This is a genomic window from Pseudoneobacillus rhizosphaerae (genome assembly GCF_917563885.1).
In the GTDB taxonomy this organism is placed as follows: Bacteria; Bacillota; Bacilli; order Bacillales; family Cytobacillaceae; genus Pseudoneobacillus; species Pseudoneobacillus rhizosphaerae.
Window position 1 is genome coordinate 153079 of the sequence record NZ_CAKJTG010000006.1, and the last position, 24093, is coordinate 177171.

Here is a 24093-nt window from a genome sequence, read left to right on the forward strand (position 1 = left end):
ACCTTGCGTATCTTGGGCTTTTTTGCTGTTATGTAATTACAGGAAACGGGTTTGTTCAAGAAGAATAACTATTAGTTAGGGGGTTATCTATGGTTAAGGACTTCTTAAAAAAACAATATAAAATAGACTTTGAACAACTTCGAAAGAGGATAAACGATTGGGACCCTTTGGCTTTAATATCTTTAGGTTGTCCAGAAGATGAGTATGATGAATATACCAATAGAGTATTATCCATTTTGTACCGATATAAAGGTAATCCTAATGAGGGACGGGATAAATTGAATGATTACCTAAAATTGTTTGAAGAAGTTATCAAAGAAATGGAGATGAGTTCAAATGGTGAATTTTCTACTATTGAAGTAAAGGAATTTACAGAAAGAATAACGAATTGGTTTAAAAAAAGGTGACATCCCTTATTGAAGTAACGGAAAGCAAGAGTTGAAAACTAATTCAGTTTTTACTGATATAAAGGGGTGATTTTTATGCATGACAGATTACAAGAATTTATGGCGGAACCGTGGTGGGTGATTTTTAGTAACTTCGCAGAAAGTCTTACGATTGAACTAAAAAAGGAATTGTCACCAAGTCACATCCTTTACGGAAAAAATGCTGTCGCAGTAGCAAGAAGACAAGATAATGATGATGTAGTTTATTGGATAAATGAGTTGAATCAATATGCGATTGTCCATTTAACCTATACTAAGGAAAACCGTTCAGAATACCCTAAAACACAGTTTTTTACTTTAATGGAATTGAAAAAACACTGCCAAGAAGTTTCACAATTATATTAAACTAAAGACGTGCTATAATTTAGCAAGTTTCAACCAATGAAACCAATCAAAGGATTGATATTAATGCAATTAAATTACTTTATAGAGTTTGATGCCACTGATGAATGGAAAAAATTTAGATTTCCAAAACAGTTTGGTTTAATAGAATATCTATTAGAAGACATGGAAGGTTTTAGTGAACCGATTTACTTACCATATTTCCAACGCGTAATTGATGGTGTCTCTGAAAGAGAGCGTATAGGTGGCAATATGTGTTGGTTAGAAATTAATAAAGATACTACATTAATAGAAATGGAATTCATCCCAGACGATGTTCCCAATAATCAATACTTTTTAACAAATGATTTAATAAAAATAATCAGACATTGGCAGGTAGAAAATAAAGATAAACTTTTGTAGAGAGAAATTGTGCACCATTTAAGAATGGGTAAAGTTTAAGGAAGTAACGACGAGCTTTCTCCATTACAGATAAATTCAATTAGCTGAGGGTATACAAGTTTTTATCATTACTTGTGTGGGTTATCGGTTTATTTGTACTTGATTTCGTAAGAACAACAAACATGAGTGAGAAAGAATAAGTACCTTGCAGAACGAATTATAAAATAAATAAAAATGCTAGTTTATTTATTGGAGGTACAAAAATGACTAATATCAATGGATACACTTGCAATTGCTGCGGTAAATATCACGAAGAACTCCCTACAAGTTATGGAAACCCCGCCCCCGTCTATTACCATATTGTTTCACCTGAAGAGCAGGAGGATAGATTCGAATTAAATGAAGATTTATGTATTATGGATAACGAACATTTCTTTATTCGTGGATGCATTGAAATTCCTATCAATGGGACCGATGAATACCTAATTTGGGGTGTGTGGGTATCTTTGAGTGAAACTAATTTTAATAAAGTTAAAGAGAACTGGGATACCCAAGAATTATTAGAACCAATGTACGGCTGGTTATCTCCTACTTTACCTTGCTATACAGATACCGTTAACTTAAAGGCATTAGTGCATCCAAGACCAGATGGAATTAGACCTTATATAGAACTAGAGCCCACAGATCATCCACTAGCCGTTGAGTTAAGGGATGGGGTGTCTATTGAACGCGTAAAAGAAATCGCAGTTGAACTATGCGATAATAAATAATGATAAGAAACTAACGGATGCTTATCTTTCTTAAGTATGAATCAAAACTAGCCGAGAGTATGTAACTTTTTATTCATAGTTGTATGCTGAATATTTTATATTCATCGGATCAATGACGCAGCATTAATTGCAGAAGGAACTTTTTTCATGACTTCCCGTATATACATTAAGTGTAAATGAAAAAAGGGAGGAGATACAATTGTTCTATCCAGACATTAGTTCAGTTATTTATACAGTATTAATTTGGTGGGTAATACTGCTGGTTTTTCAAAGATTGACAAAACGATATCCTCAGAAAAATACATGGAAAAAAGACCTCATTATCACTCTGTTTCAAAGTATCATGATAATGATTTTATTTCCTATTATTACTTATTTACTAAAATCATTTGGTCTGAATTAACTTATACGACACTAAAGATATTGAAGTAACGAAGAGGGATTGTTCAATAAGAACAGTCTTTTTTTTGTGCCAGAGACGCAATAGTTCTCAAGAAGGAAAAACATCCCTGTTTATCGAATTGGGATATAAATGGTAATGATCTTGTTTTATGAGGGGCTGTTGGATTTAGTGGATAGAAAATTAGTCGGTTATAATGTAGGTTCTTTTGGTTTTGGAATATTATCCAGCGCAATAATTTATCCTTTGGGTTACTTAGAATCAATAAATGTATTTCGAGCTATGACTATTATCGGAACTGCTTTAATATTTATTGGGTCATTAATACGTTCTAAAGTTAAAAAGAAAGAAAACCATGATAAAAATATCTGATACTAACGTAAGGCTTATCTTACAAAGTAAGAATCAAAATCAGTCGAAAGATACAGCTCAATACATAACTTGTGTACTTTTGGCTTGTTTTGTTAAGTAACAAAAAAGTTTTTTAATTTACAATAAAGTCGTTTAAAAAAATACGAGTCATTCTATTCAACAATCGGGCCATTTAATGGAGGAAGAAACCCAAGAAAAATTGAATATATATGGTAATGCTAGTGTTGTATTTGTGAAAGATTGTACTTTAACTATAGGGGCATTTAGTTGATGGTAAAAATGAAATAAGTAAATGTAAAATATTGGTTGAAAATTGTCCTTATGATTATAGAAATCAGTATAGAAAAGGGGAAATTGTCCTCATGGGGCGTTTATGAGGACAGAAAATAAGGGGATTTGCAAAACCTGTCTGCATTGAGATTTATGCAATTAATTTAACTATAAATCTCTTAATCAATCACACTATTTTTGTCTTATGGAACAACTAGTAAAATTCCCTGCTTTTCTGCAACAGGAACAGGTCTTTTGTGCTATTGCTCATCGTTTCTGTCCGATACTATTATCCTGTTTTTGGATATTTGACAGAATAATACAAAAATTACAACTGCTCAGTGATATTATTGGTTTTGGTGGAAATCGCCAAAATTTCGATAATATGAGGGGGAAAAAATTTGAGGAAAAAGGTTTTGTCAATCAGTTTATGTTCTGTTCTATCTCTTACATACCTTGCAGGGGTAGAATCCTGGACAGTAAAAGCAACAAACGAGCAAAATCTACCCACTACATTAGAAGCGACAGCCAAGGGTGAGATTCTTGAGTTGAAAGGGACCCCACTAAATGGGCTGATCCCGAAAACCGCATCAGACACAACCAGAATTGAACTAGAAAATGGAATGACAAAACCAATCTACTCTACGGACGAGGCAATAATTGAAGACTTATTTGTTGAGACAGAGATAGACAGCGACAGGGATGGGAAACGTGACCGAGTCTCTATTAAAGTGTACCGTCCTAAAACGGAACCAGGTGTTAAAGTACCAGTCATTTATGAGATGAGTCCCTATCGCTCCGGAATTTTAAATGTTCCTGTCTTTAATGTCAATGTAGATTTAATTCCTGTTAAACACCCTGGTAACGGGAATGGACGAGGAGGAAAACCATTCGCGCTTTTGGAAGGTCAAGCTGCCAATCTTGGTTCTTTAGGGAATTACTATGTCCCTCGTGGTTATGGTGTTATACTTGCGGAGAGTATCGGGACAGGCAAATCAGAAGGGTGTCCAACAACGGGCGATGAACGAGAAATTCTTGGTACAAAAGCCGTTATTGATTGGTTAAACGGGCGTGCGAAAGCTTATTCAGGGGATGGGAGTGCGGTATCAGCTGATTGGTCCACTGGAAACGTTGGGATGACAGGTACTTCCTACAATGGGACCTTGCCAAATGCAGTTGCTGCAACAGGTGTGGAAGGACTGAAAACTATTATCCCAGTTGCAGCAATTAGCAGCTGGTATGACTATTATCGTGCAAACGGAGCAGTTATAGCTCCTGGAGGCTACCAAGGTGAAGATGCAGACAATATGGCTGAAGCAGTCCTAACTCGTAAAAATCCACAAGTATGTAAAGATGTCATTGCAGAGTTAAAAGCTGCACAAGACAGAGAAACAGGGGATTACAGTGAATTCTGGGCACACCGTGATTATGTGAAGGATGCCAGGAATTTAAAGGCTAGTGTTCTCGTTGTTCACGGGCTGAATGATTGGAATGTTAAGACAAAACAATTTGCACAGTGGTGGGACGCATTAGGAGAAAATAATGTCCCTCGTAGATTGTGGCTCCATCAGGGTGCCCATTCAAGTCCATCAGGCAATAACTGGCCGCAATTACAAAATAGATGGTTTGACTATTATCTGTATGGGATTGAAAATGGGGTTATGAATGAGCCTGCTGTTGATATTCAGCGTGAGGACAGAACTTGGAGTAAGGAAGCAAGCTGGCCAGCACCTGGCACAGTGTCAACAAGACTTCATTTAACAGGAACGGGCAATGATTTAGGGGCGTTACATCTAAATCCTGTTCCAAACCAGCCGCATAACACGCAAACCATCATTGATGATCCAATGAAAAAGGCAAATACTCTCATTGCCAATCCAGAGTTAAATTCTTCAAACCGATTGGCTTATGTGACTCCGGAATTAACTGATTTGGTCCGGTTGAGCGGGACGCCTACAGTTAGCATCCGTGCAAGCATTGACCGTCCTGTTGCTAATTTAACAGCATTGCTAGTTGATTACAGTAGTTCAAGTCCAGTAATTGTATCGCGTGGCTGGGTGGATCCACAAAATCTCCGTTCCGCAGATCGTTCAGAATCACTAGTTCCTGGCAGAGATTACACTTTTGAATGGGATATGCAGCCTAAAGATTATGTATTTAAGGCAGGGCACCGTATCGGGATTGTTCTTATCGCTAGCGATTACGACTACACGATTCGTCCTAAAGCCGGTACAAAAATTACTGTAATTCCAACTCGCAGTGAAATTACATTGCCAATTGTCGGCGGGCGTAACGCGTTTAATCAATAGGATCAAAAAAGGAGGATTAGGTTTCATGACTAATCCTTCTTTTTTTGAGAGATAAGAAAGTATAGATTTCGACTTTTAAATATGCCCAGCTCCAGCTCCAGCTCCATTTGTTGAGTGGTATTACCTCCTCAATAGAGCATAAATAACTTGATAGAGATACAGTTGGTATTAGCAATTATTTGAGATAATATCTAATAAAAAACAAGAAGGAATCCTCTATTAAGCAGCAAATAATATAAAACCTTATGGAAGTAACGGGTACGTTTATTCCATAGCAATTTATCTAAATGAGCCCAAAATATGCAAAGGTTTATTCATATAACCTATCGTGTTTTGGGCTTTTTAGGTTGTTAGGATAGTAAAGAGCTGGTTTTTTAGCGGAAGAAATATTAATTGTATTCGGCCGATATAATATATGGTAAAATTTACATATTAAAAAATATGTATTTGAATAGGTAAGTAAATTGGAGTGAATTTTATGTTGAACTTTTTAAGGAGTATTGATTCAAAAATAGGAATAATGTTTACTTGCCTTATAGCAACAGCAAATTACTACTTTTTGCTACTATCGGTTGCTGGCATACTTGACGCATCTTTTAACTATGAGGGTGGATTAATACTAACTACAGCTTTTGGGTATGGTCTTCCTCTTTCAGTTGCAGCAACAGCTATAACTGCTGCCTTAATGAGAGAATTTAAGAAAAAAAGGAAAAGACATATTAATGGCATTATTCATATACTACACTTAACAATTTTTATCTTAGTAATAATAGCTTTTGTTTATCTTATTACTTCTCTCATTATGGAATAATCAGAAAGTTCAATTATCATAGATATTGTTATTTGAAAATTACTATATGTAACTAACCATAAGCTTTAGTCTAAGAAAGGGGAAAATATGGAGCGACAAAGAACATTATTTTTTGGATTTATTGTTGGGGTAATATTGATGATATTGCCTCTACCAGAATTCTTTTTTTGGGAAGACGTTTTGGATGTAGTTAAAGCAATATTTGATTACAGTGGCTTTATCTTATTTGTTATCTGTGGAATTCCTTTAATTATTGACGTTATTAAAAGACTTTTTAGCAAATAAATACTTAATTTCTTATTGCACTAGCGAAGGCGTTTATAACTTAACCAATGATCGGATGAAGCCAAGAATTTACAAGTTTTTTTCAAACTTGTGAATTCTTGGTTTGTTTTTTCTTTTTATAACAAGCCCCTGAAAGGTTATTCATTAAGAGAGGTATATATCTTGAAGGAAAACCCTTGGTAATGAAGAAAATAATCAGGATGATACTTTTTCTTTTACCCAAAAAATTTCTTGTAACTTTACCCAATGCTTATTCGATTAATACATGAAAACATATATAAGGGGGGGAGTAATTTGATTGATACAGAAAACCTAGAAGACGGAATTAGTAAGATTTATCATCTGCATTATCTAGATGTATACAGGTTCCTGGTTTGTTTTTCAGGAAGTCAGAACGATGCTGAAGATTTAACTCAGGAAGTGTTTATACGTGTACTGAATAATATGTCTGACCTAACTAGAGTAAGTAATTTAAAGACTTGGATTTTTTCAATTGCAAAGCATGTAGCTATTGATCATTTTCGAAAGAAAAGGTTCAGTTTAATCTTTTCTGAGGGATTTTTTAAACAGTTAGTATCTACGGATAAGAAACCAAACGACATAATTGAACATAATGAAATGAAACAAGCTGTTCATAATGCTATTTCAAGATTAAAACCAAATTTCAGAGCAGTAGTAATATTAAGAGGAATCAATGAATGCTCTATAAAAGAGACTTCTGAAATTCTTCAATGTAGCCAGTCAAAAGTAAAAGTAGATTATCACAGAGCGCTAAAAGATCTTAAAAAGAAGTTAAATATACAAATAGAGGAGGTTATTGGCAATGCTAACTAATAAGAATTTATTTGAACTCATTAAAGATACGTATCCTCTTAATCCAAGTGCAAGCTTTGTTTCGGCGACAGAAAATAAACTAAGACAATCTGCTAGAAAGTTAAATAGGAAAAGGAAGATTAAACAATTTTCATTTACTACAAGCGGATTAGCACTATTCGTTTTAGCTGTGTCATGGTTCTTCTTTTTTAGTGGAAAAGAGGTAATAACCAATCACCTTAGCTCCTTTGGAGAAGGAAGGCAATCATCCACAGTAAATGAACAGGAACCATCTGTTTTGATATATCAAACTCATAATCAGGAATCATTTTTCTCAGAGACTGATACTAAAGAGCCTGGTAAAGCGTGGCACGAAACGAAAAATATTACTTTGGTTGGAAATAGAATGAGCCAAGCATTAAAAGAAAGAAATATAAATGCTATTCATGATAAGAGTGATGTAATGGAGAATATGAAGCAGAGGGGCTTAACCATTGCTCATTCATATGAAGTGTCTAGGGAAGTTGTCAAAAAGGCACTTGAAAATAATTCAAGCATTAAATTGGCATTAGATATACACAGAGATTCAGGTAGAAGAAAATATACAACTATAAATCTAAAGGGTACCGAATATGCAAGGATTGGATTCGTAGTTTCAGATTCTAGTGGTAATTACGAAGAAAATAAAAAGTTGGCAGAACATCTACAGAGTAAAATTGAAAAAAAATACCCAGGTTTATCAAGAGGAGTTATTGTTAAATCAAGCTCAAATGACAATGAACAAAGCACCTACAATCAAGATCTATTAAAAAGTTCATTGATACTAGAAGTAGGTGGGGTTGAAAATACATTAGAAGAAGAATATAGAACAGTGGATGTTTTTGCTAATGTAGTTGCAGATTATCTAAATTCGAAATAAATTCATTAAATTAGAAAGTTATGGATTTAAATAATGTATGAATTCTGTATGGAAGTAACGGTAAGCGTTTTTTCCATTACTATCAATCTTAAGAAGTCCAAAATATGCAGGATCTTAATCAAATCCTTAGCGTATCTTGGATCTTTTTGTTTGTTAAGGAATTAAAGGGACAGGTTACTTACTTAAAACCAAAAATTCAGTATAATTAGTTTGTAATTTCATAAAGGGAGCGCAACTGTAAAATGAAAAAATTATTATCTAAAATGATTATAATCTCAGGCACTTTATTATTGGTATCTTGCGGAACTTTAAAACAACAATCGGTGAATATTTCTGCTAAAGAAAAAAGTGTTGAAGCAACTGCTCAATCAACAGATAGTGGCACCTATACTATTTTAAACAGTGCATATACAAATTCAGATCGTAATAGTCATATTGTTATAAAATACCCAACTTTACAAGGGAAAGGGTTTGAACAATCGAATAAGCTGATTGAAAACCATATTCGAAAATATATATCTGAAATGTATGGATCAGATTATTCCGATTTAGATTTAACTTTGGACTATAATATATCTTTTCAGAACCAATCAATTATCAGCATAGTGTTTAAGGGGCTTGGAAATGTAAAAACGGCAGCTCACCCAAACCATAATTTTTTTACACTAAATATCGATGTGAAAAATGGAAATCAAATCAAACTCTTTGATATATACACAATAAGTGATAACTTTAAAAAAATTTATTTTGAGGCTGCAAAAAAGCAAAATCCAGATATGGTGAGCATAGTGGAAGATCTCAGAACAGTTGATTTGCACTCCACAGAAAGAAAATTTAAGCTTGCAGATTCATTTGACGCAGTTCAAAGTTACCTCAAACCAGATGGCTTAGGTCTTAGTATGCCTGTTGCATTTGCTTTGGGTAACCATTTTGAAACAGTAATACCATACAACAAAATTACACCGTATCTCAAATCGAAAAAATCAATCGATATGCCTCCTGGCAATTAGATAAAGTTATAAAACTAACGAAGGCTAATCTCCCTTAGGGATCAGTATTATTATATGAATTAAGCCACTTTTAAAATTAAAGGCAAGGTATGAGCCAATAGGTCAACCAGAAAAAGTTCCTGGTCCATCTTTAATTGGTAAAGGTCTAAATGTTAGTACCGGCTCTCCCCAAACCCAGCCTGTCTTACCTTAATACTGGATTTGATAGAATCCATTTTGTGATGCGATTATCTTGAAGCGATTTGGATATCCAATTAACAAAGTAACTTGTGATGTTAATGAAGGTGACATGTACATTTTTGCTACATTTGAATCTATCATTCCATCCTTATCGATATCCTTGTTAGCTGGAGTATTTTCGTGTTTTTAATAGTTTCAGTCGATAAATGATAGCGAAAAGCAATATTTGGTTTGAAAAATAGAACGTTTAACCCTGTCCATTGAGGATCTCCGCGAAGTTCACAACTTTTTCCGCATATGTCACAATATCCTCATAGAAACCAGCTTCTGCGAAAAAGAGGCGCATGCTCTTTTATTAATTTTATTTAATGCAGCAACTTAGTAGTTATAAGTATTTATAGTTTTAATGAATTATTTATTGAAATCGTTGAAAAGGTTGCTTGTTACCCCATCCACACCTTGTATTAATACATAACGTCTTGTTGAAAGTGGATCCTCTAGACTTTTACGACTTGCAATTGGGGCAAATACCCAATCATATTAGGCTTTCATGCATATCCTTTATTGAATATTAATAGAGGAGGAATTGCTTTGACCAATTATCAACGCGTTTTCCCTGGATATGTCTTTGGAAGACCTCAGTCCGGATTCGGGGGATTAGGATTAGGTTTCTTAGGAGGTCTTGCTACGGGTGCGTTATTGGCTCCAGGACCTGGATTTGGATATTATTACCCACCTTATCCTTATTATCAGCCTTATCTATACCCATACACCACATACACTTACACATACTCACAATACCCTAATTATGATATTCCATACTCTCCTTACTAATTGGAAAAAATAACAGCAAAAAGGAGCGTCATATCTTTTGATACTCCTTTTGAAATTAATCATTGTGAAACAATCTATGAAACAAGAAAATTCGGGTAGTGACAGTGAATTGCGCCCTCTATAGTAGACACGTCTATATTCGGGACTTTTTGGCCATAAAAGTAAAAAGGAGCGGATAAATGATGTCTACTAAAAGATCATATAAAAAGTACTCACTCGAACTTAAGCTAAGCGCTGTTAAAAGAGTGTTGGCTGGAGAAAGTGTCGTAATCGTTGCAAATCAACTAGAAGTGGTAGATCCAGATTATATTTATGTTTGGGTTGAAAAATATAATACTTATGGTGAAGCAGGCTTAAATAGAAAAATTAGAACCTACCGCGGAATCGATAAAGATCAACAAATTAAAGAGTTGAAAATGGAGAATGAATTGCTAAAAAAGTACTTACAACTCCAAAGAAGGGAGGCAAAAGGGTAAAATTCGAAGCTATATATTCTCTAAGATCAAAATATCCCATCTCAAAAATGTGTGAAAAGTTGGGAGTTACCAGGGCTGGTTATTATAAATATTTGAAAACTAAGGGAAAAAAGAAAAAGGAATCCTCCTTAGATAGGCAGCGAAAAGAATATATTACTATAATTTATCACGAGCATAATAAAAACTTTGGATATAGAAAAATACACGCTGTACTACGAGATAAGAATAATATCGATGTAAGCGAGAAAATAGTAAGAAGATTAATGCGAGAATTAGGCCTTAAAAGCCAAGCGCGTAAAGAAAAAAAGCAATCTATTAGTGGGAAAACAATCCCTTCCGCTGGTCATATTTATGCGAACCTCTTAAAAAGAGACTTCTCAACTACCAAATTGAGTGAAAAATGGGTAACTGACGTAACCGAATTTCCAATAGATAGCAAGAAATTATATTTATCTGCAGTAATGGATCTTCACGATAATTATATAGTAGGATACCAATTATCTCATATAAATGACATTCAGCTGGTAGAAGATTCCCTTTTATACGCATTGGAAATTAGAGCAATTGATGAAAAACTAATCATCCACTCTGACCGTGGAATGCAATATCGTTCTAATAGATGGAAAGAATTAATGGAAACTTATACGATAAATCCTAGTATGTCTAGAAAGGCTAACTGTATCGATAATGCTTGTATTGAAAGCTTCTTCTCATTCGTAAAAGCAGAACGAAAAGAACTAAAAGTTGTAAAAAGTATAGAAGAAGCAAAACAGATCGTTCATGATTATATCCGCTATTATAATCATAGACGAATCCAAGGGGTTTTAAATTATAGGACACCTGCCTACTATGCTAAAGCGAGTTAAGAAACGGGCAAATGCCAGATTTACTCCTTAACATCTTACAGACCAAACCTCAGAATTCTGGTAGTCTGTCAAGTGCTTTCCTTGACAGGCTACCAGGGTTCTGAGACACTGCGGAAAGATGAGAAGAGAAAGGGAACAAGACCTTGCCGGCACTGAATCCATGATTCATTCCGAATTTATATTTGTCTACTTTTAGGATCGCAATGCACAGGCACTTCAAACATTATATAATTATTTAACAAGTGAATTTGACTAGGTAAAGGCGCCTTGATAGTTTAGTATATATCCCTGCTTTGTTTTCAATTTCGTACTGCCATATATTCCTTTTTATAAACCAATTTTCGGATTAGGATATGACCTTATGGAAGTAACGGAGTGCTTTACTTCAATAAGGAGTAGAGCCTTTTTACTACCATGTAAGAACGTCATTTTCTTACATTTTTTGTGGTGAAGTTCTGCTTCATGGAAGGCTAACGGGGCAGGATAGTGGAACAAAATGATTTTTTTGAGGGTGAAGGATAATAATATTGAAGGGAGAAATTAAATTGGAATATGTTTTAGATCACGTTGGAATTGCTGTTAGAAGTATTGATGATGCTCTTCCCTTTTATCTTAATGTATTAAACGGATCATTAGAGGACCGTTATACAAGTGATACACCTGGTGTTGAAGTACACGTTGCTGTTGTCAGAACCAATGATAAAGTAATTGAATTACTGGAACCAACCAACAAGAACTCTCCAATGGCTCGGTTTATAAAGCAAAGAGGAAAAGGGGTGTATCATATTGCATATCGAGTTGACGATTTGGACAAAGCAATACTCGAGGCTAGTAAAAAAGGAGTTCGTTTTCTAGAAGACACACTACGTACTAACACGCGTGGAAGAAGGCTCATTTATGTTAATCCCGCATCAACTGATGGAACTTTAATCGAACTTTGTAGCTATTTGAATAACTAAAGAAAAATAAACTTGAATTTTCTTAATTAGTAGAAGCAATTCAAAGAAACAATATGGGGAATTAACGTGAACTTTAAATAAACTATAACGTTGTTCAACTAACGATGCAGTTTAGTGGAACAAACAGACAAAGCAAAGGAGATGAAAATGGTGGTAATAGAATTAGAAAAGGCTGTTGATTTACGGAAGAGTGGAAATCATAAAGAATCTAATGAATTACTTATAAACCTGGTGCAGGAGTTCCCTAATAATGCATCAATTAACTATCAATGTGCTTGGAGTTTTGATTTATTAGGAGAAGAATCGAAAGCAGTACCCTTTTATGAAAAAGCAATCAAATTAGGGTTGTCTTCAAAGGAATTGGAAGGAGCCTTATTAGGATTAGGGAGTACATATAGGACATTAGGAGAATATGAAAAGTCAAAAAGTATATTTCTAAAGGGGATAGAATCATTTCCAGACAACAGGGCTATTCAGACATTCTATTCGATGACCTTGTATAATTTGAATGAACATAGCAAAGCGATGGAGTTGTTACTAAATTGCTTAATAGATACAACAACCGATGATGAAATATCAAAATATAAAAAAGTAATTGATTTTTATTCGAATAAATTAGATGAGATTTGGAAGTAGTTTGTGAAAAGATGTACTTAAAGTAATGGATGCTAGAGTGAAATAGAGGGATCACAAGGTGTTTCTTTTTTGTTTTGCAATTTAAGGGGCAATTTAACTTCCTTAAAAACTTCTCAAAAAGAAGTGGATTTATGGAATCAAATAGAACTTTACCTTTATGTAGAATTAGGATTTTTGTTAATACAAGAACTAATAGCTAGTAAGAAAGGTGGGGGAAGGTGAGTAAAAGTAAAGGGAAGTGGTTTGTTTGCATAACTTTACTAGCTTGTATTGTTAGTATATTAACATTAATTTGGTTTTATAATCACAAGATTATTGAAGGCAATTATCATAAGCTAACAATTACCAAAATGGGAAAAACAATAGATGTAATAGAAAATAAAGATGAGATTGATAGATTAATATCGCAAATAAATAATAGTCCAAGGACCTTTAATCCTAATACCAGTGGGTTTCGTTACGATTATATGCCTTATGGCATTTTAATCTTTGAAAATGATAAGGAGGAAGTTAAAATAGGTTACATTATTCCTAAAGGGAACGTTTTAACAAAACATTGGGAGATTGAAACAAATTTTGAGTTTGGGAAAGATTTGAACTGACACTTTTTTTGAATGAAAATAAATCCAATGAAAATGGCAAAAACTCATTCGATTTGTTAAGGAAGTAACGAAGGGCTAAACTACCATAAAAATCAATCCAATAATGCCGAGAATATACGGGATCTTATTCAGCTCTGATATAATCTCGGTTTTTGTTTTATTAAGGGAAGTATAGTTTAAGATTAAAAATACAAAAATTCTCTATATTTTCCAAGGCAGTTTTTATATAAAATTAAGAAAACTGCCTATGAGGTGAAAAGATGTTTATCTTGCATTGTATAACTAAAAGTAAGTGGGATAAAGACAAGGAAAACTCATTTTACGGAAGAGAATCTATTGATGCTTGTGGCTTCATACATTGTTCTTCTATTGAAAATTTTTGGAGGGTTGCTCCTAATTTTAAAGAGGTTGAAGAATCTTTGTTACTATTATGTATTGATACAAACAAAGTGAAATCCGTTATAAAGTGGGAAGACCACGATAATTGTGGAAGAGAATACCCACATATTTATGGTGAATTAAATCTCGATTCAGTTGTTGCTGTTTTACCGTTCTTAAAAAATAGAAATGGAGATTTTATTTCAAACAAAGAATTGGAGCAACTAAGTTCTTATTAAACTAAACTGGTGCTAAAGTTAATTAGAGGGATCGCAGCGGCGGTTCCTTTTTTGTAAGGAAATAAAAGGCCAGGATAGTTTTATAACTCAATAATAACAGTGTTGATTTCACTTTATAAACATGAGCAATTAAGTACACTAGCAGGAAGTTAATATACTTAAGTTGAATTAATATATTGCTCGCATAATTCACTAAGTTTTAATTGGAGGATCTGGAGAAGGGATTGAATAATGGTGGTAATAACATGAAGGTTGAAATCATTACATCTATATTGATGTTTACTTTGATTAGTATCGTTCCTAGTATAATTACAAAGGTTCTCTTAAAAGACAAGGATACATTAAGCATAAATGAAGAGGAATTTGAAGGGGAGTTTAGAGTTTTATGGTGGTTATATCCAATGGCTTGTTTAGTTCTTATAGTAGGGATTTCCCTTCTATATGCTGGAATCAATAGTTCTAGATCCATTGGATATTATCTTAGGTGGGAAGAAGTTATTGTTATAGTGTTAGGGGCCAGCGTAATATTATGCTCAATTTTTATGATCATTGGTTTAGTTAGAATGAGAATTAGCATAAATGAAAGAATGTTCATTTATAATAACGGTTTCAAAATTAAATATAAAATTCCAATAAAACAAATAAAATCCGTAATGGTAGAAAATGGAAATTTGGTTATTAATGATGGCGATGAATATCCAAAACTTGTATCAATTTATTTTAAAGATATAAAAACAGTAGTGAAAGTGTTAAATGAGAGGACTAATAGAAGTAAGGCTAAATAAAAAATAAAGTTATTTTATATAAAAGGTTTCTTTTTTATTTTACTTGATATGTCTTTTGAAGAATGGCTTGAAAGGTTATGTGCTACTGATGCTTTATACTAAGCTACTAACGAAGGCGATTGTAGCTTAAATAGCTCATTTAGAAAGCCGAGAATATTCACGAGTTTTTATTCATTAAAACTTGGTTATCCCGTTTAATATTATTTTCATACAAAATAAAAATCCGCAAACACAAACAGTTGCGGATTTTTTTCTATATCTTTCAATTTAAGAAAATACCAGAAATATGTTCATCATTCATGTAATCGTAGCATTCCTTCAATCGTCACATGCGCGCAGCCCCCAACCTTGATGATGACATCGTTTTCACTAGGGATAATGGTGACAAAAAGGGTTCCTGCGCGGTTAATGGCATCACCTTGACCGATAGTCAATTGATGAGTTTCATCTTTACTTAGTATACCTTCCAATACAAGATAACCGGCTAAAGCACCATTCGCCGCTCCTGTCACTGGATCCTCCGGAATGCCGATTGCGGGTGCAAAGTCACGGGTGTATAGGTTAAATCCTGGTTTTGCGTCGAAGGTAAATAGATGAGTGGTGCTAATTGAATGCATTTTATTTAACAACGCCAGCTGATCCCATTTCGGTGTCGCTGAGTCAATAGCCTGATTTGTTTTCACAGGAACAATAAGATGCCAGTTTCCTGTATGGGCAAGCTTTATTGGAAATCGGTCATCCAATTGATCAGGGGAAATGCCTACCAATTCAGCAATTTCTGAGCTATCAAACTCCATTTTTTTCACTTTAGGTGAAATTTGCGTCATGGTCACCATGTTAATCTTGTTTTCGCTTTTCTCCCAATGAACGGGAATCAGACCCACATTCGTTTCGTAGACGATGTGGTCTGCTTTTTCAGCCCATCCATACTCCGTTGCCAGCAGCCAGGCAGATCCGACTGTAGCGTGACCACAGAAATTGATTTCTTCCTGTGGTGTGAAATAACGGATTCGAAAATCTGCCTTCGGATTGGTTGAAGGCTGTAAAAAGGCTGATTCGGGCAAGTTTAACTCATTGGCAATCTTTTGCATTTGAGTTAAAGTTAAACCACTAGCGTCCGGTACTACACCAGCGGGATTTCCTTCAAACGGGTTTTTGGTAAACGCATCAATATGGTAAACTCGTATTTGCTTCATCACATTCATCACTCCATTTCTTTATTAATATAATCATAACGGTGTTTTACTTTAACGTAAAATGAACGTTTACCATATCATAGATGAAAAATAATTCATGGAAACGAGATGAGAAAATGACTTTGTATCAATTACAAGTATTCCTTGCTGTCGTGAAGACAGGCAGCTTTACGAAAGCAGGGGAGCTTTTGCATGCAAGCCAATCGGGGGTTAGCCATACCATTGCTGATTTAGAAAAAGAATTAGGAGTTCTTCTTTTTACACGTAATCGCAACGGCGTGAAATTAACTGAGACCGGTAACCAAATCTTAGTGCATGCTCGTGAGATCGATAACCAAATAGAACAGATTTATCATACAGTTGCATCTACAAAAGGTGTTCAAAGCGGTACATTACGGATCGGTGCATTTCCTAGTTACTCAAATAAAGTCATTCCTGGTATTTTTCAAGCATTTCGTAACCACTATCCTGGAATAGAATTGCTTCTTCTAGAAGGAAGTTATGCAGAGATTGAATCATGGATTAAAGCAGGTGCTGTTGACCTGGGGTTTCTTCCCAACCCTTGCGAAGGATTAGACATGATGGTGATAGTTAGTGATCCATTGGTTGCAGTCCTACCAGCAACACATCCGTTGAGTAAGCAAGAAGTGATCTCAATAGAGCAGTTAGATAATGAGCCGTTTCTTTTGCTTAAATCGGGATGTGAAAGTCTTGTAATAAATGCGTTCCAAGAGAATAAACGGATACTAAACACGCAGTTCGAGGTTTTGGAGAATTCCACCGTTATCTCTATGGTTGAGTCAGGGTTGGGAGTCACCATCGTACCTTCCATGATCCTATCCGTAAACTCGGTGAATATAGTGGTTAAGCAGTTGAATCCTCCAATAATTCGAGAAATTGGATTGGCTGTACGTTCGAAGCAAAATGTTACTCCAATTGTACGTGCCTTTATCAACGAAACAGATAGCTGGCTGGTGAAACATGTTGACGGTTCTACTGCTTCATTTTAAAGCGGTAAAACCGTCCCCGTATTTTTCTATGCTCGCTTTAACAAAAATGGACCTGTGCAAATAACTCCCACCACGTATAAAAGTAACGCTACATAAGCCGGTAACAAGTGAATAAAGGTGGTGTATCCAATGAAATAATGGGTCGCTATCCCTGCTGCAAAAGCAGGAATGGCACCGATTGTGAAGGTCCACCAAACCCAACGTTCTCCCTCACGAATTCCCCATAACGCAAGCATCAATACTAGTAGGCCAACGCTTAACAGGGCACTTCCAAACCCAGCGCGGTCGTGAGCGATAACGGGTATTAAACGTTCATTAAATTCATTCAAAACTTCTGGTGTCATACAAATATAGATTATATCCGTAGCTACAAACACACTTGAAGCTCCAATGAAAGAGATTACTACTCCACCAACGGCTAATGAAGCCCCTAATAGGATAAAGGAAAGCTGCCCATACAAACTCCACTTCCAAGACGGATGATTGAATTGGTTTGTTCCTGATGGTGATTCGGTAGCATTTCGTGATTTTACAAATCCTATAATAAATAAAGGTAATAAAATCAACCAAAATAAGCCATGTAGCCAATCAAAATAACCATAGCCAATAAATAATAAAATTCCTAGGAAACCTGTAATAGCTGCAGTGTTCGTGGCTTTCCTCGCCCAGTGCAGCCCATATCTAATGCCATACCTTGCTAATTGCATATAAATGATTCCACCCGAAATCATCGTTCCGGAAAGCGTCATCCGGTCATGAGCCATAAAGTATAGAATGAGAGGGTTATAGTCTATAATATCTTTTCTAAATAGCCCTAAAAAGGCTTCATCGTATGGGAGTATAATGGTTGTCATACTGAAAATCATCGCAATGAGTCCAGCAATCATAATGGCAAAACCAAACAACCAATACCATTTCCAACCTTCAGTCTGCCTTGATTCCTGAATAGTTCTTTTGCTGTATGCCTCGTTAATCCGTTTAGGAAGACCTGGACCAGCAAAAACATAGTCATAGCCTAACATAACAAGTGAAGCTCCTTTTTCCAATAATCTAATGGCATCTGAAGGCTCCCTGATTCCCCCTGAAGTGATAATGGGTATGTCATCACCAACCATTTCCCTTTTTTTCACGAGATGTTTGTAAAGGGTTTCTGGGCAATCGTCCTCTTCCAAGAGAATTCCATCTGCTTTGAAGTCCTTATCTATTTGATCTACGTCATCATATGAACAAGATAGGATAATGGGTTTTTTTATGTCTTTTCGAAACTGTTCAAATCGAGTTTCCGAAATAAAAGCTTGGCTGTTTAGGATAAATCCATCGCTATAAGCTAAAAGTTCTTCACAAATCTGTTTGATTTCTAGTTCAGTTCCCTCAACTTTAATAAAAAAGGGAATTTTCTTTTTCTTAAGCGAGGCTAATTTCATCTTTGCTGATGTTAGCTGAATCGATGGGGGAGAATCGCTCCAAATCTGTTCCTTTTTTAAATCAACATGAAGGACCTCATTTTCAATGGATCCTTGAATCGATACCGGTCCAATCTCGACAAAACCAAAGCCAAGGTTTTGAAAAGCTTTTAGTCCAGTTAATTGGGGATCCACTTTGCCGCTTAAGCCAACAGGGGTAGAAAACGGAATATGAAATAGTTGTTTTTGTATATTTTTTGAAGGAGATAGATGTCCAAGAAATTCGATGAACTTTTCACCTACTAATGTAGAAGCTATAGTGCTCATTCCACGGTGGATAAACTCACGACTAAATGTTGGTGGCAGCTTCTGTAGCACAGGCTTGAATAAAGTATGGTAAGACCAATCTGGCATTGAATCTCCCCTCCATCCATTTTTATCTAGTTTAGCATATTTCGAGAAAGTTTCATCGTAAAAAGGAGCGTAAAACCGCTCAAACTCGGTGTCCGTCACTATTCGTGGACATTTGACTACGAACAGGGCCAGACACCTTTATAAATAAGAGGAGTTTTTCCGGTTAAACTTCGAAATAGGGATGGATTCGGGTATATAAGGGGATAATTTCCGGTTACACGAAGCGAAATGCCTCATTTTGACGGTTTTAGAGTAAATAGTCGGAATCCTTCCGTCTAATTAGGCTATTTTCAGTTCTATTTCGAAATTAAGGGAAATTTCTCCGCTTATTTTTCAACCCAAGATGATCATGTACCTTTATTGGGAAAACTCGCTTTCAGTTACTGTCCGTATACATCTGTCCATGAGCAGTTACTTACACCTTTTCTAGAAGTGACAGTTATTGTAAGAAAAACCCAATATTGTTGATAAAAATGAATTCAAGTAAATGATTAGTGGCTTAAAAAGGAATTTTCAATTTGTAAAACGAATAAGTATTTACCAAGTATTGGAATTAAGATTAACGATTGGGGGGATACGAATGTTTTTTGGTATTATAGCATTTATTGGTGTTTATCTAATGCCTTTAATTTGTATTCTATTTGTTGTAAAAAGCGTAGATTTAGCTAAGCAAATTAAAAATGGAGATTCAGATACTGCTAAAAATACTGCTTGGGTTGCTATTACCTTTACAATTATTATCTATACCCTTGTTACCTTTGCTTGGGTAAACAACTAGAGACAGGCTAGGTTGACGTTTGTTATTCCTGCATCTTTTAACTATGATTTACTTGAGGATTATGAAAACACCAATCGTAATTTATTGATTTTATTTTTGACACCTATACTCGGTGCTTGGTGTAGTTGGTAGGTTTATAAGGTAATAAGAAAAAAGAAATAATGTAATCGTTTATTCTAAATGTTTAGCTGGTCGGTGAATCTCTTTGTATATGCAGGCACGTTGTGAGGTTCGCAGGGGGGGACGTTATGTAACAAATACTGTTAGTAACGGAGTACATTACTGGAACAACAGTAATGTATTTTTTCTTTTTCAAGTAAAGGGCAGGTTTGTTCAATAAGAAATCACAAAAGAAGGAGCATTTACTATAAAATAAGATTTAACATTACTAATGTCTAATAAATAGTAATGCAAAAAATTGAGATTATGCACATGAGTATTATTACACGACATAAATAAAAATAAATGGGGGTATAGTTATGTGGGCAATATTAGGGGTTATTGCCATAGTAGTAACTGTTATAAATCTTTCTTTGTATGCAGCAGGAAAGGATTATAAGCTGTCTATGGCGATGGCATTATCATTTACAGCATTAACAATTTGTGCAGATTACAGTTATTTAACTCGGTGGGTAAAAGCGGAAGATTGGGCGGCTTTATCGGATGTAATACCTGGTATGGCAAGGGCATTTTGGTTTTTGACAATTGTTTCTATCTTGCTAAATATAGCACCTATATTTTTAGAACGAAAACGTAAGAAATTATGACTTATGCAATTAATAAATTGAAAAGTAGGAAAACCACCCCCTAGTTGAACGGGAGATGGTCATATGCCTTGAGTATATGTCTTGTTTTTACAAGAATCTCCTATTTCAAACAACGTTAAAGTTGTTAAGTGGGGGTAGTTCAATACCACATCTTATAAACAAACTATTCATAAGAAAAAAGATGAAATGTCTAATAAAAGAGTAGTAGGGTATTTAAAAGTAGTCAAGGTAGGTGATCGGAATGGAAAAACAAATTCTGAATTTATTGGTTGAAATGAAGGATAGACTAAAAAGAGTAGAAGAAACCGTAAACAGAATTGAATCTTCTCAAACTGAAGATGTCGTTGGATTGCTAAAAGTGACTAAAAAGAAACAGACTTTGAAGTTGATTATCTAAACAATAGAGTAACGGAAATGGACAAAAGACTTTTTAACGAATATAAAACCATAATATCAAATTGTAACAATTTGAAGCAGCATAGTTAAAAACGATGGTAAGACTTTTGAAAATTTTAAATCCATTTGTTCACAGTAACTCTTGGTAAAATTTGTTGGTCACACTTACTAATTTATAAGACCGGAGCATATTTCCGTATTAGGTATAAGTAGTCCGACGCCATTGAACGACCTGTTGGAGTCATTTAACAAATACGCTTGAATACTGGTGAATGGTATATACAACTACGTATATAGGGGGAGTTTTTAATGAGATTTATGATGATTGTTAAAGCTTCAAAGGATTCAGAAGCAGGTACGATGCCAAAGGAGCAGATGGAGCAGATGTTTGCCGAGATGAAGAAATACAATGATGAACTGAAGGAAACGGGTGTCCTGGTGGCAGTAGGGGGACTCCATCCAAGCTCCAACGGAATTCGTATTTTGTACCCTGTTCCAGGAGAACCTCCAACTATTGAAGAAGGACCTTTCACCGAAATCAAGGAGTTGGTTGCGGGATATTGGTTCATAGATGTGAACTCTCGTGAGGAAGCCATCGAGTGGGCGATGCGTGCACCAGATCCGCATGGCCTTGGAGAAGGACAAATTGAACTTCGCCAAGTATTCGAATAGACAGAATAAGATGTTCGATACTCTTTTCGATAGAAGAAACTTCAAGAAAAGGGAGATCAGTGTATTTCATCTTTAATTAATGAATTAAAATCATTAAATAACTCCTTTAGTTTTGTAGATTCATAGCCATTCATGCATCTATTTTTAGTATTATGTAACATCAAGTGTATTTATATTTATATCCTTAAGCAACGGGAGCGATTGTTCAAATAAGAGCAATCGCCTTTTTGTGTGTAATAATTCCGTTCATACCATAATAGCAATGGTTGAATGACCTATTTGTGGTAAAATATGGTTGAAATATAAATTTAGAATTCTTATAGGATATGGCACAATATATCACTAATTACAGCGGTCATTAAATGTAAAATAGGGTGCTTCGTTTTAATAAACAAAATCAATAATCTAGGTTTATATTGTACTTCTTTCTATTCCTTCAAATGACTTTTTAACAAAAGAGACCACTTTTTACAGTTAAAAGTTATACTTCAACTAAAAATTCAAACAGTCTAAGTTTTTATCTATGAATATGAAAAAAACTGGATAAACTCAACTTAATTCGCAAAAGAAGATATCATAGATAGAAAACTCGAGTTTATTTCTAAAAGATGAGGGGATATTGAATGCGGGGATATAAAAGAAGACAATCGATAAAGGATTGGACTATTCTATTTTCAGTCATTTTTACAATAATTGGAACTGCAGCATATTATGTTGTTTTTTTTACTCCAAAAAATTCACTCGAGTTATATCAAGCAATTACATTTGCAGATGATTTTGAAGAGGTACAAAAATTAATGTTAAAAGAATACGAAGGCAATTTTAAGAAAGAGGATTTTGAGTATATAACTAGTTTGGCTAAAACTGCTAAAAAGGTTCGTCAATTTACTTTATTCGAATATGATGAAAAAACCTTTGTTATTATGACATCACCAGGAACAGAAAGATTAAAAGTGCTTTCAGTTGAAGAACTGCCCAAAGAAATTAGAGATTATTTTCTAGAGTTAGAGCCTTAATAAAATATAGAAGGTCTTAGTTTACCATTCTAAGAGGGGATTCATTTAATTTTAATGCAAGTAAAGGCCGTTTATTGGAGTAAATCAAGTGAATTAATGGTTTTGTTCGGAATAAGAAGATTTGGAGAGAAAAGAGGAGGGAAGGAAACTAAAAATGAAAATAAAGAAACGCTATCTAATTTTTTTCGCTGTACTACTATTACTTGTGTATTTTGATCCTCTTTCTACTGGATACTCGTTAACTGAAGAGTCAGCAATTCGAAATTCATTTCCAAATCAAGGTGGGGAAATTGTATTTGAAAAAAAAATTGATAATAATAAAGTCGTCGTTTGGGATACTGGCCCTGAAAGTTACGTGAAACTGTTAAGGAAAGAACTAGGGATCTTCTATCGGGTACATGCAGCGAATGCGGTTAGTGGAATAACATCTGATAACAAGATGAAATTTACTGTGGATGCGACTCTCAAAGATGACATATATTATGACACAGTATTTGCAGCAGAAATATTAGATAAAAAAATTGTCAAAGTAATAGTTAGTAATAATGGGATAAATAATATAAATGACATAAATTTGACATTAAGAGAAGTGGAAGAGAAATCCACCGTGTATATCGAAATGGATGTAATAAATGGATATGCTGCCCATTATAGTTATTTACACAACTCTGATGTAGGGGGATTTTTATTCCGTGGGTTAAATTCAGAGGGGAAAGTTATCTCAATCCAGTAGAAAAAATATTTCTTTTTTATTGGCTTAAAGTACGATGACTTTTGTACCTATGGGGATGTTCCTTCTATTTTGAAAAATGATTTCTCAAAATCTATATGATTTTCAAATCAAAGACTATTAATTGGATAGGATAAGTCAACCAGTAGAGACCTTCGGAAAAGCAACAAATATTGTCATAGATAGGAAGGGGTTTTAGGTGAATGAAAAATTGGAAAATCATTGGGTTTACAGTATTTGTACCTTTTGCATTACAATATTGTTAACATTAATTGTCCCCGATTATATAAAAGAGAAGACAAAGGATTCGCTAGTTCACAATCCAGAAATCTCCCAATTATTAAATGGGACTGAAATTGAAAATATTACTTATTTAGGAAATGATACATATATGATTATAGCAAATAACAAGAATTATATTGCTATAAAAAAATACTATTCTGTAATGAATTATAGATGGTATCTTTACGAAAAAATAAATGAATGGGGATAATACTGGAGATTATTCTAGGATAGACAATTAAGAAGAGCATTCATCAAGAAGGTGATAGGCTCTTTTTGTTTAAATTGATTGATAGAAAAATAAATGGCCAGGTAGCTATCGTTTCAAGAAGGCAATTTGATATTC

Annotated in this window: 29 protein-coding genes; 27 read left to right on the forward strand and 2 right to left on the reverse strand. The window is 34.6% G+C overall.

Going from position 1 to position 24093, the window contains the following annotated elements; translation table 11 throughout:
- The first annotated feature begins 89 nt into the window (after window positions 1–89).
- The 19 genes from LRP83_RS06730 to LRP83_RS06820 all read left to right on the forward strand — a co-directional run bounded on the left by LRP83_RS06730 (window position 90) and on the right by LRP83_RS06820 (window position 15083).
- Complete coding sequence (locus tag LRP83_RS06730; RefSeq protein ID WP_230495922.1) at window positions 90–407, forward strand: hypothetical protein; 318 nt, start codon at window positions 90–92, stop codon at window positions 405–407.
- Between the two features lie 75 nt (window positions 408–482).
- Entirely contained in the window at window positions 483–791 is a 309-nt protein-coding gene (locus LRP83_RS06735; protein WP_230495923.1) for a hypothetical protein, read from the forward strand.
- Window positions 792–827: 36 nt separating this feature from the next.
- Window positions 828–1190 (forward strand): hypothetical protein, encoded by a 363-nt coding sequence (locus tag LRP83_RS06740; protein ID WP_230495924.1) that lies wholly within the window; start codon window positions 828–830, stop codon window positions 1188–1190.
- A 242-nt stretch (window positions 1191–1432) separates the two neighbouring features.
- Complete coding sequence (locus LRP83_RS06745) at window positions 1433–1939, forward strand: DUF2199 domain-containing protein (protein ID WP_230495925.1); 507 nt, start codon at window positions 1433–1435, stop codon at window positions 1937–1939.
- Between the two features lie 562 nt (window positions 1940–2501).
- Window positions 2502–2711 (forward strand): hypothetical protein, encoded by a 210-nt coding sequence (locus tag LRP83_RS06750; RefSeq protein ID WP_230495926.1) that lies wholly within the window; start codon window positions 2502–2504, stop codon window positions 2709–2711.
- 671 nt (window positions 2712–3382) lie between these two features.
- Complete coding sequence (locus LRP83_RS06755) at window positions 3383–5290, forward strand: Xaa-Pro dipeptidyl-peptidase (RefSeq protein WP_230495927.1); 1908 nt, start codon at window positions 3383–3385, stop codon at window positions 5288–5290.
- Window positions 5291–5768: 478 nt separating this feature from the next.
- Complete coding sequence (locus tag LRP83_RS06760) at window positions 5769–6101, forward strand: hypothetical protein (protein WP_230495928.1); 333 nt, start codon at window positions 5769–5771, stop codon at window positions 6099–6101.
- 87 nt (window positions 6102–6188) lie between these two features.
- On the forward strand, window positions 6189–6386 hold the full coding sequence (locus LRP83_RS06765) for a hypothetical protein (RefSeq protein WP_230495929.1): 198 nt from the start codon (window positions 6189–6191) through the stop codon (window positions 6384–6386).
- 294 nt (window positions 6387–6680) lie between these two features.
- On the forward strand, window positions 6681–7220 hold the full coding sequence (locus LRP83_RS06770; protein WP_230495930.1) for an RNA polymerase sigma factor: 540 nt from the start codon (window positions 6681–6683) through the stop codon (window positions 7218–7220).
- Window positions 7210–8118 (forward strand): stage II sporulation protein P, encoded by a 909-nt coding sequence (spoIIP, locus tag LRP83_RS06775; RefSeq protein ID WP_230495931.1) that lies wholly within the window; start codon window positions 7210–7212, stop codon window positions 8116–8118. Before LRP83_RS06770 ends, spoIIP begins: the two co-directional genes overlap by 11 nt.
- Window positions 8119–8360: 242 nt before the next feature.
- Complete coding sequence (locus LRP83_RS06780) at window positions 8361–9128, forward strand: hypothetical protein (RefSeq protein WP_230495932.1); 768 nt, start codon at window positions 8361–8363, stop codon at window positions 9126–9128.
- A gap of 771 nt (window positions 9129–9899) precedes the next feature.
- Window positions 9900–10142 (forward strand): hypothetical protein, encoded by a 243-nt coding sequence (locus LRP83_RS06785; protein WP_230495933.1) that lies wholly within the window; start codon window positions 9900–9902, stop codon window positions 10140–10142.
- Window positions 10143–10321: 179 nt separating this feature from the next.
- Window positions 10322–10618, forward strand: a complete 297-nt coding sequence (locus LRP83_RS06790; RefSeq protein ID WP_230495934.1) for a transposase — start codon at window positions 10322–10324, stop codon at window positions 10616–10618.
- Window positions 10619–10656: 38 nt separating this feature from the next.
- The gene (locus tag LRP83_RS06795; protein ID WP_230496004.1) at window positions 10657–11484 is read left to right on the forward strand and encodes an IS3 family transposase; all 828 of its coding nucleotides are present in this window, start codon (window positions 10657–10659) and stop codon (window positions 11482–11484) included.
- A 545-nt stretch (window positions 11485–12029) separates the two neighbouring features.
- A complete protein-coding gene (locus LRP83_RS06800) occupies window positions 12030–12443 on the forward strand; it encodes a VOC family protein (protein ID WP_230495935.1) in 414 nt (137 codons plus the stop codon).
- A 150-nt stretch (window positions 12444–12593) separates the two neighbouring features.
- Complete coding sequence (locus LRP83_RS06805; RefSeq protein WP_230496005.1) at window positions 12594–13079, forward strand: tetratricopeptide repeat protein; 486 nt, start codon at window positions 12594–12596, stop codon at window positions 13077–13079.
- A 218-nt stretch (window positions 13080–13297) separates the two neighbouring features.
- On the forward strand, window positions 13298–13681 hold the full coding sequence (locus LRP83_RS06810; protein WP_230495936.1) for a hypothetical protein: 384 nt from the start codon (window positions 13298–13300) through the stop codon (window positions 13679–13681).
- Window positions 13682–13941: 260 nt separating this feature from the next.
- The gene (locus LRP83_RS06815) at window positions 13942–14298 is read left to right on the forward strand and encodes a DUF952 domain-containing protein (RefSeq protein ID WP_230495937.1); all 357 of its coding nucleotides are present in this window, start codon (window positions 13942–13944) and stop codon (window positions 14296–14298) included.
- A 245-nt stretch (window positions 14299–14543) separates the two neighbouring features.
- The gene (locus tag LRP83_RS06820) at window positions 14544–15083 is read left to right on the forward strand and encodes a hypothetical protein (protein WP_230495938.1); all 540 of its coding nucleotides are present in this window, start codon (window positions 14544–14546) and stop codon (window positions 15081–15083) included.
- A 293-nt stretch (window positions 15084–15376) separates the two neighbouring features.
- On the opposite strand, the gene LRP83_RS06825 is transcribed toward LRP83_RS06820, so the two are convergent.
- Complete coding sequence (locus tag LRP83_RS06825) at window positions 15377–16279, reverse strand: PhzF family phenazine biosynthesis protein (RefSeq protein ID WP_230495939.1); 903 nt, start codon at window positions 16277–16279, stop codon at window positions 15377–15379.
- 83 nt (window positions 16280–16362) lie between these two features.
- Here LRP83_RS06825 and LRP83_RS06830 point away from each other — a divergent pair, with 83 nt between their 5' ends.
- Window positions 16363–17289 carry a LysR family transcriptional regulator gene (locus tag LRP83_RS06830; protein WP_230495940.1) on the forward strand — a complete coding sequence of 309 codons (927 nt, stop codon included), beginning with the start codon at window positions 16363–16365 and terminating at the stop codon, window positions 17287–17289.
- A gap of 26 nt (window positions 17290–17315) precedes the next feature.
- On the opposite strand, the gene LRP83_RS06835 is transcribed toward LRP83_RS06830, so the two are convergent.
- The gene (locus tag LRP83_RS06835) at window positions 17316–19106 is read right to left on the reverse strand and encodes a beta/alpha barrel domain-containing protein (protein WP_230495941.1); all 1791 of its coding nucleotides are present in this window, start codon (window positions 19104–19106) and stop codon (window positions 17316–17318) included.
- Window positions 19107–19593: 487 nt separating this feature from the next.
- Here LRP83_RS06835 and LRP83_RS06840 point away from each other — a divergent pair, with 487 nt between their 5' ends.
- The 7 genes from LRP83_RS06840 (at window position 19594) to LRP83_RS06870 (ending at window position 23958) form a co-directional block, all read left to right on the forward strand.
- Window positions 19594–19884, forward strand: coding sequence for a hypothetical protein (locus LRP83_RS06840; RefSeq protein ID WP_230495942.1), 291 nt, complete (start codon window positions 19594–19596; stop codon window positions 19882–19884).
- Window positions 19885–20363: 479 nt separating this feature from the next.
- Window positions 20364–20651: a hypothetical protein gene (locus LRP83_RS06845; RefSeq protein WP_230495943.1), complete on the forward strand. Its 288-nt coding sequence runs from the start codon at window positions 20364–20366 to the stop codon at window positions 20649–20651.
- Window positions 20652–20892: 241 nt separating this feature from the next.
- Window positions 20893–21048, forward strand: coding sequence for a hypothetical protein (locus tag LRP83_RS06850; RefSeq protein ID WP_230495944.1), 156 nt, complete (start codon window positions 20893–20895; stop codon window positions 21046–21048).
- Between the two features lie 308 nt (window positions 21049–21356).
- A complete protein-coding gene (locus LRP83_RS06855; RefSeq protein ID WP_230495945.1) occupies window positions 21357–21719 on the forward strand; it encodes a YciI family protein in 363 nt (120 codons plus the stop codon).
- 623 nt (window positions 21720–22342) lie between these two features.
- On the forward strand, window positions 22343–22735 hold the full coding sequence (locus tag LRP83_RS06860; RefSeq protein ID WP_230495946.1) for a hypothetical protein: 393 nt from the start codon (window positions 22343–22345) through the stop codon (window positions 22733–22735).
- Window positions 22736–22889: 154 nt separating this feature from the next.
- Entirely contained in the window at window positions 22890–23468 is a 579-nt protein-coding gene (locus LRP83_RS06865) for a hypothetical protein (protein WP_230495947.1), read from the forward strand.
- Window positions 23469–23664: 196 nt separating this feature from the next.
- The gene (locus LRP83_RS06870; protein ID WP_230495948.1) at window positions 23665–23958 is read left to right on the forward strand and encodes a hypothetical protein; all 294 of its coding nucleotides are present in this window, start codon (window positions 23665–23667) and stop codon (window positions 23956–23958) included.
- The last annotated feature ends 135 nt before the right edge of the window (window positions 23959–24093 follow it).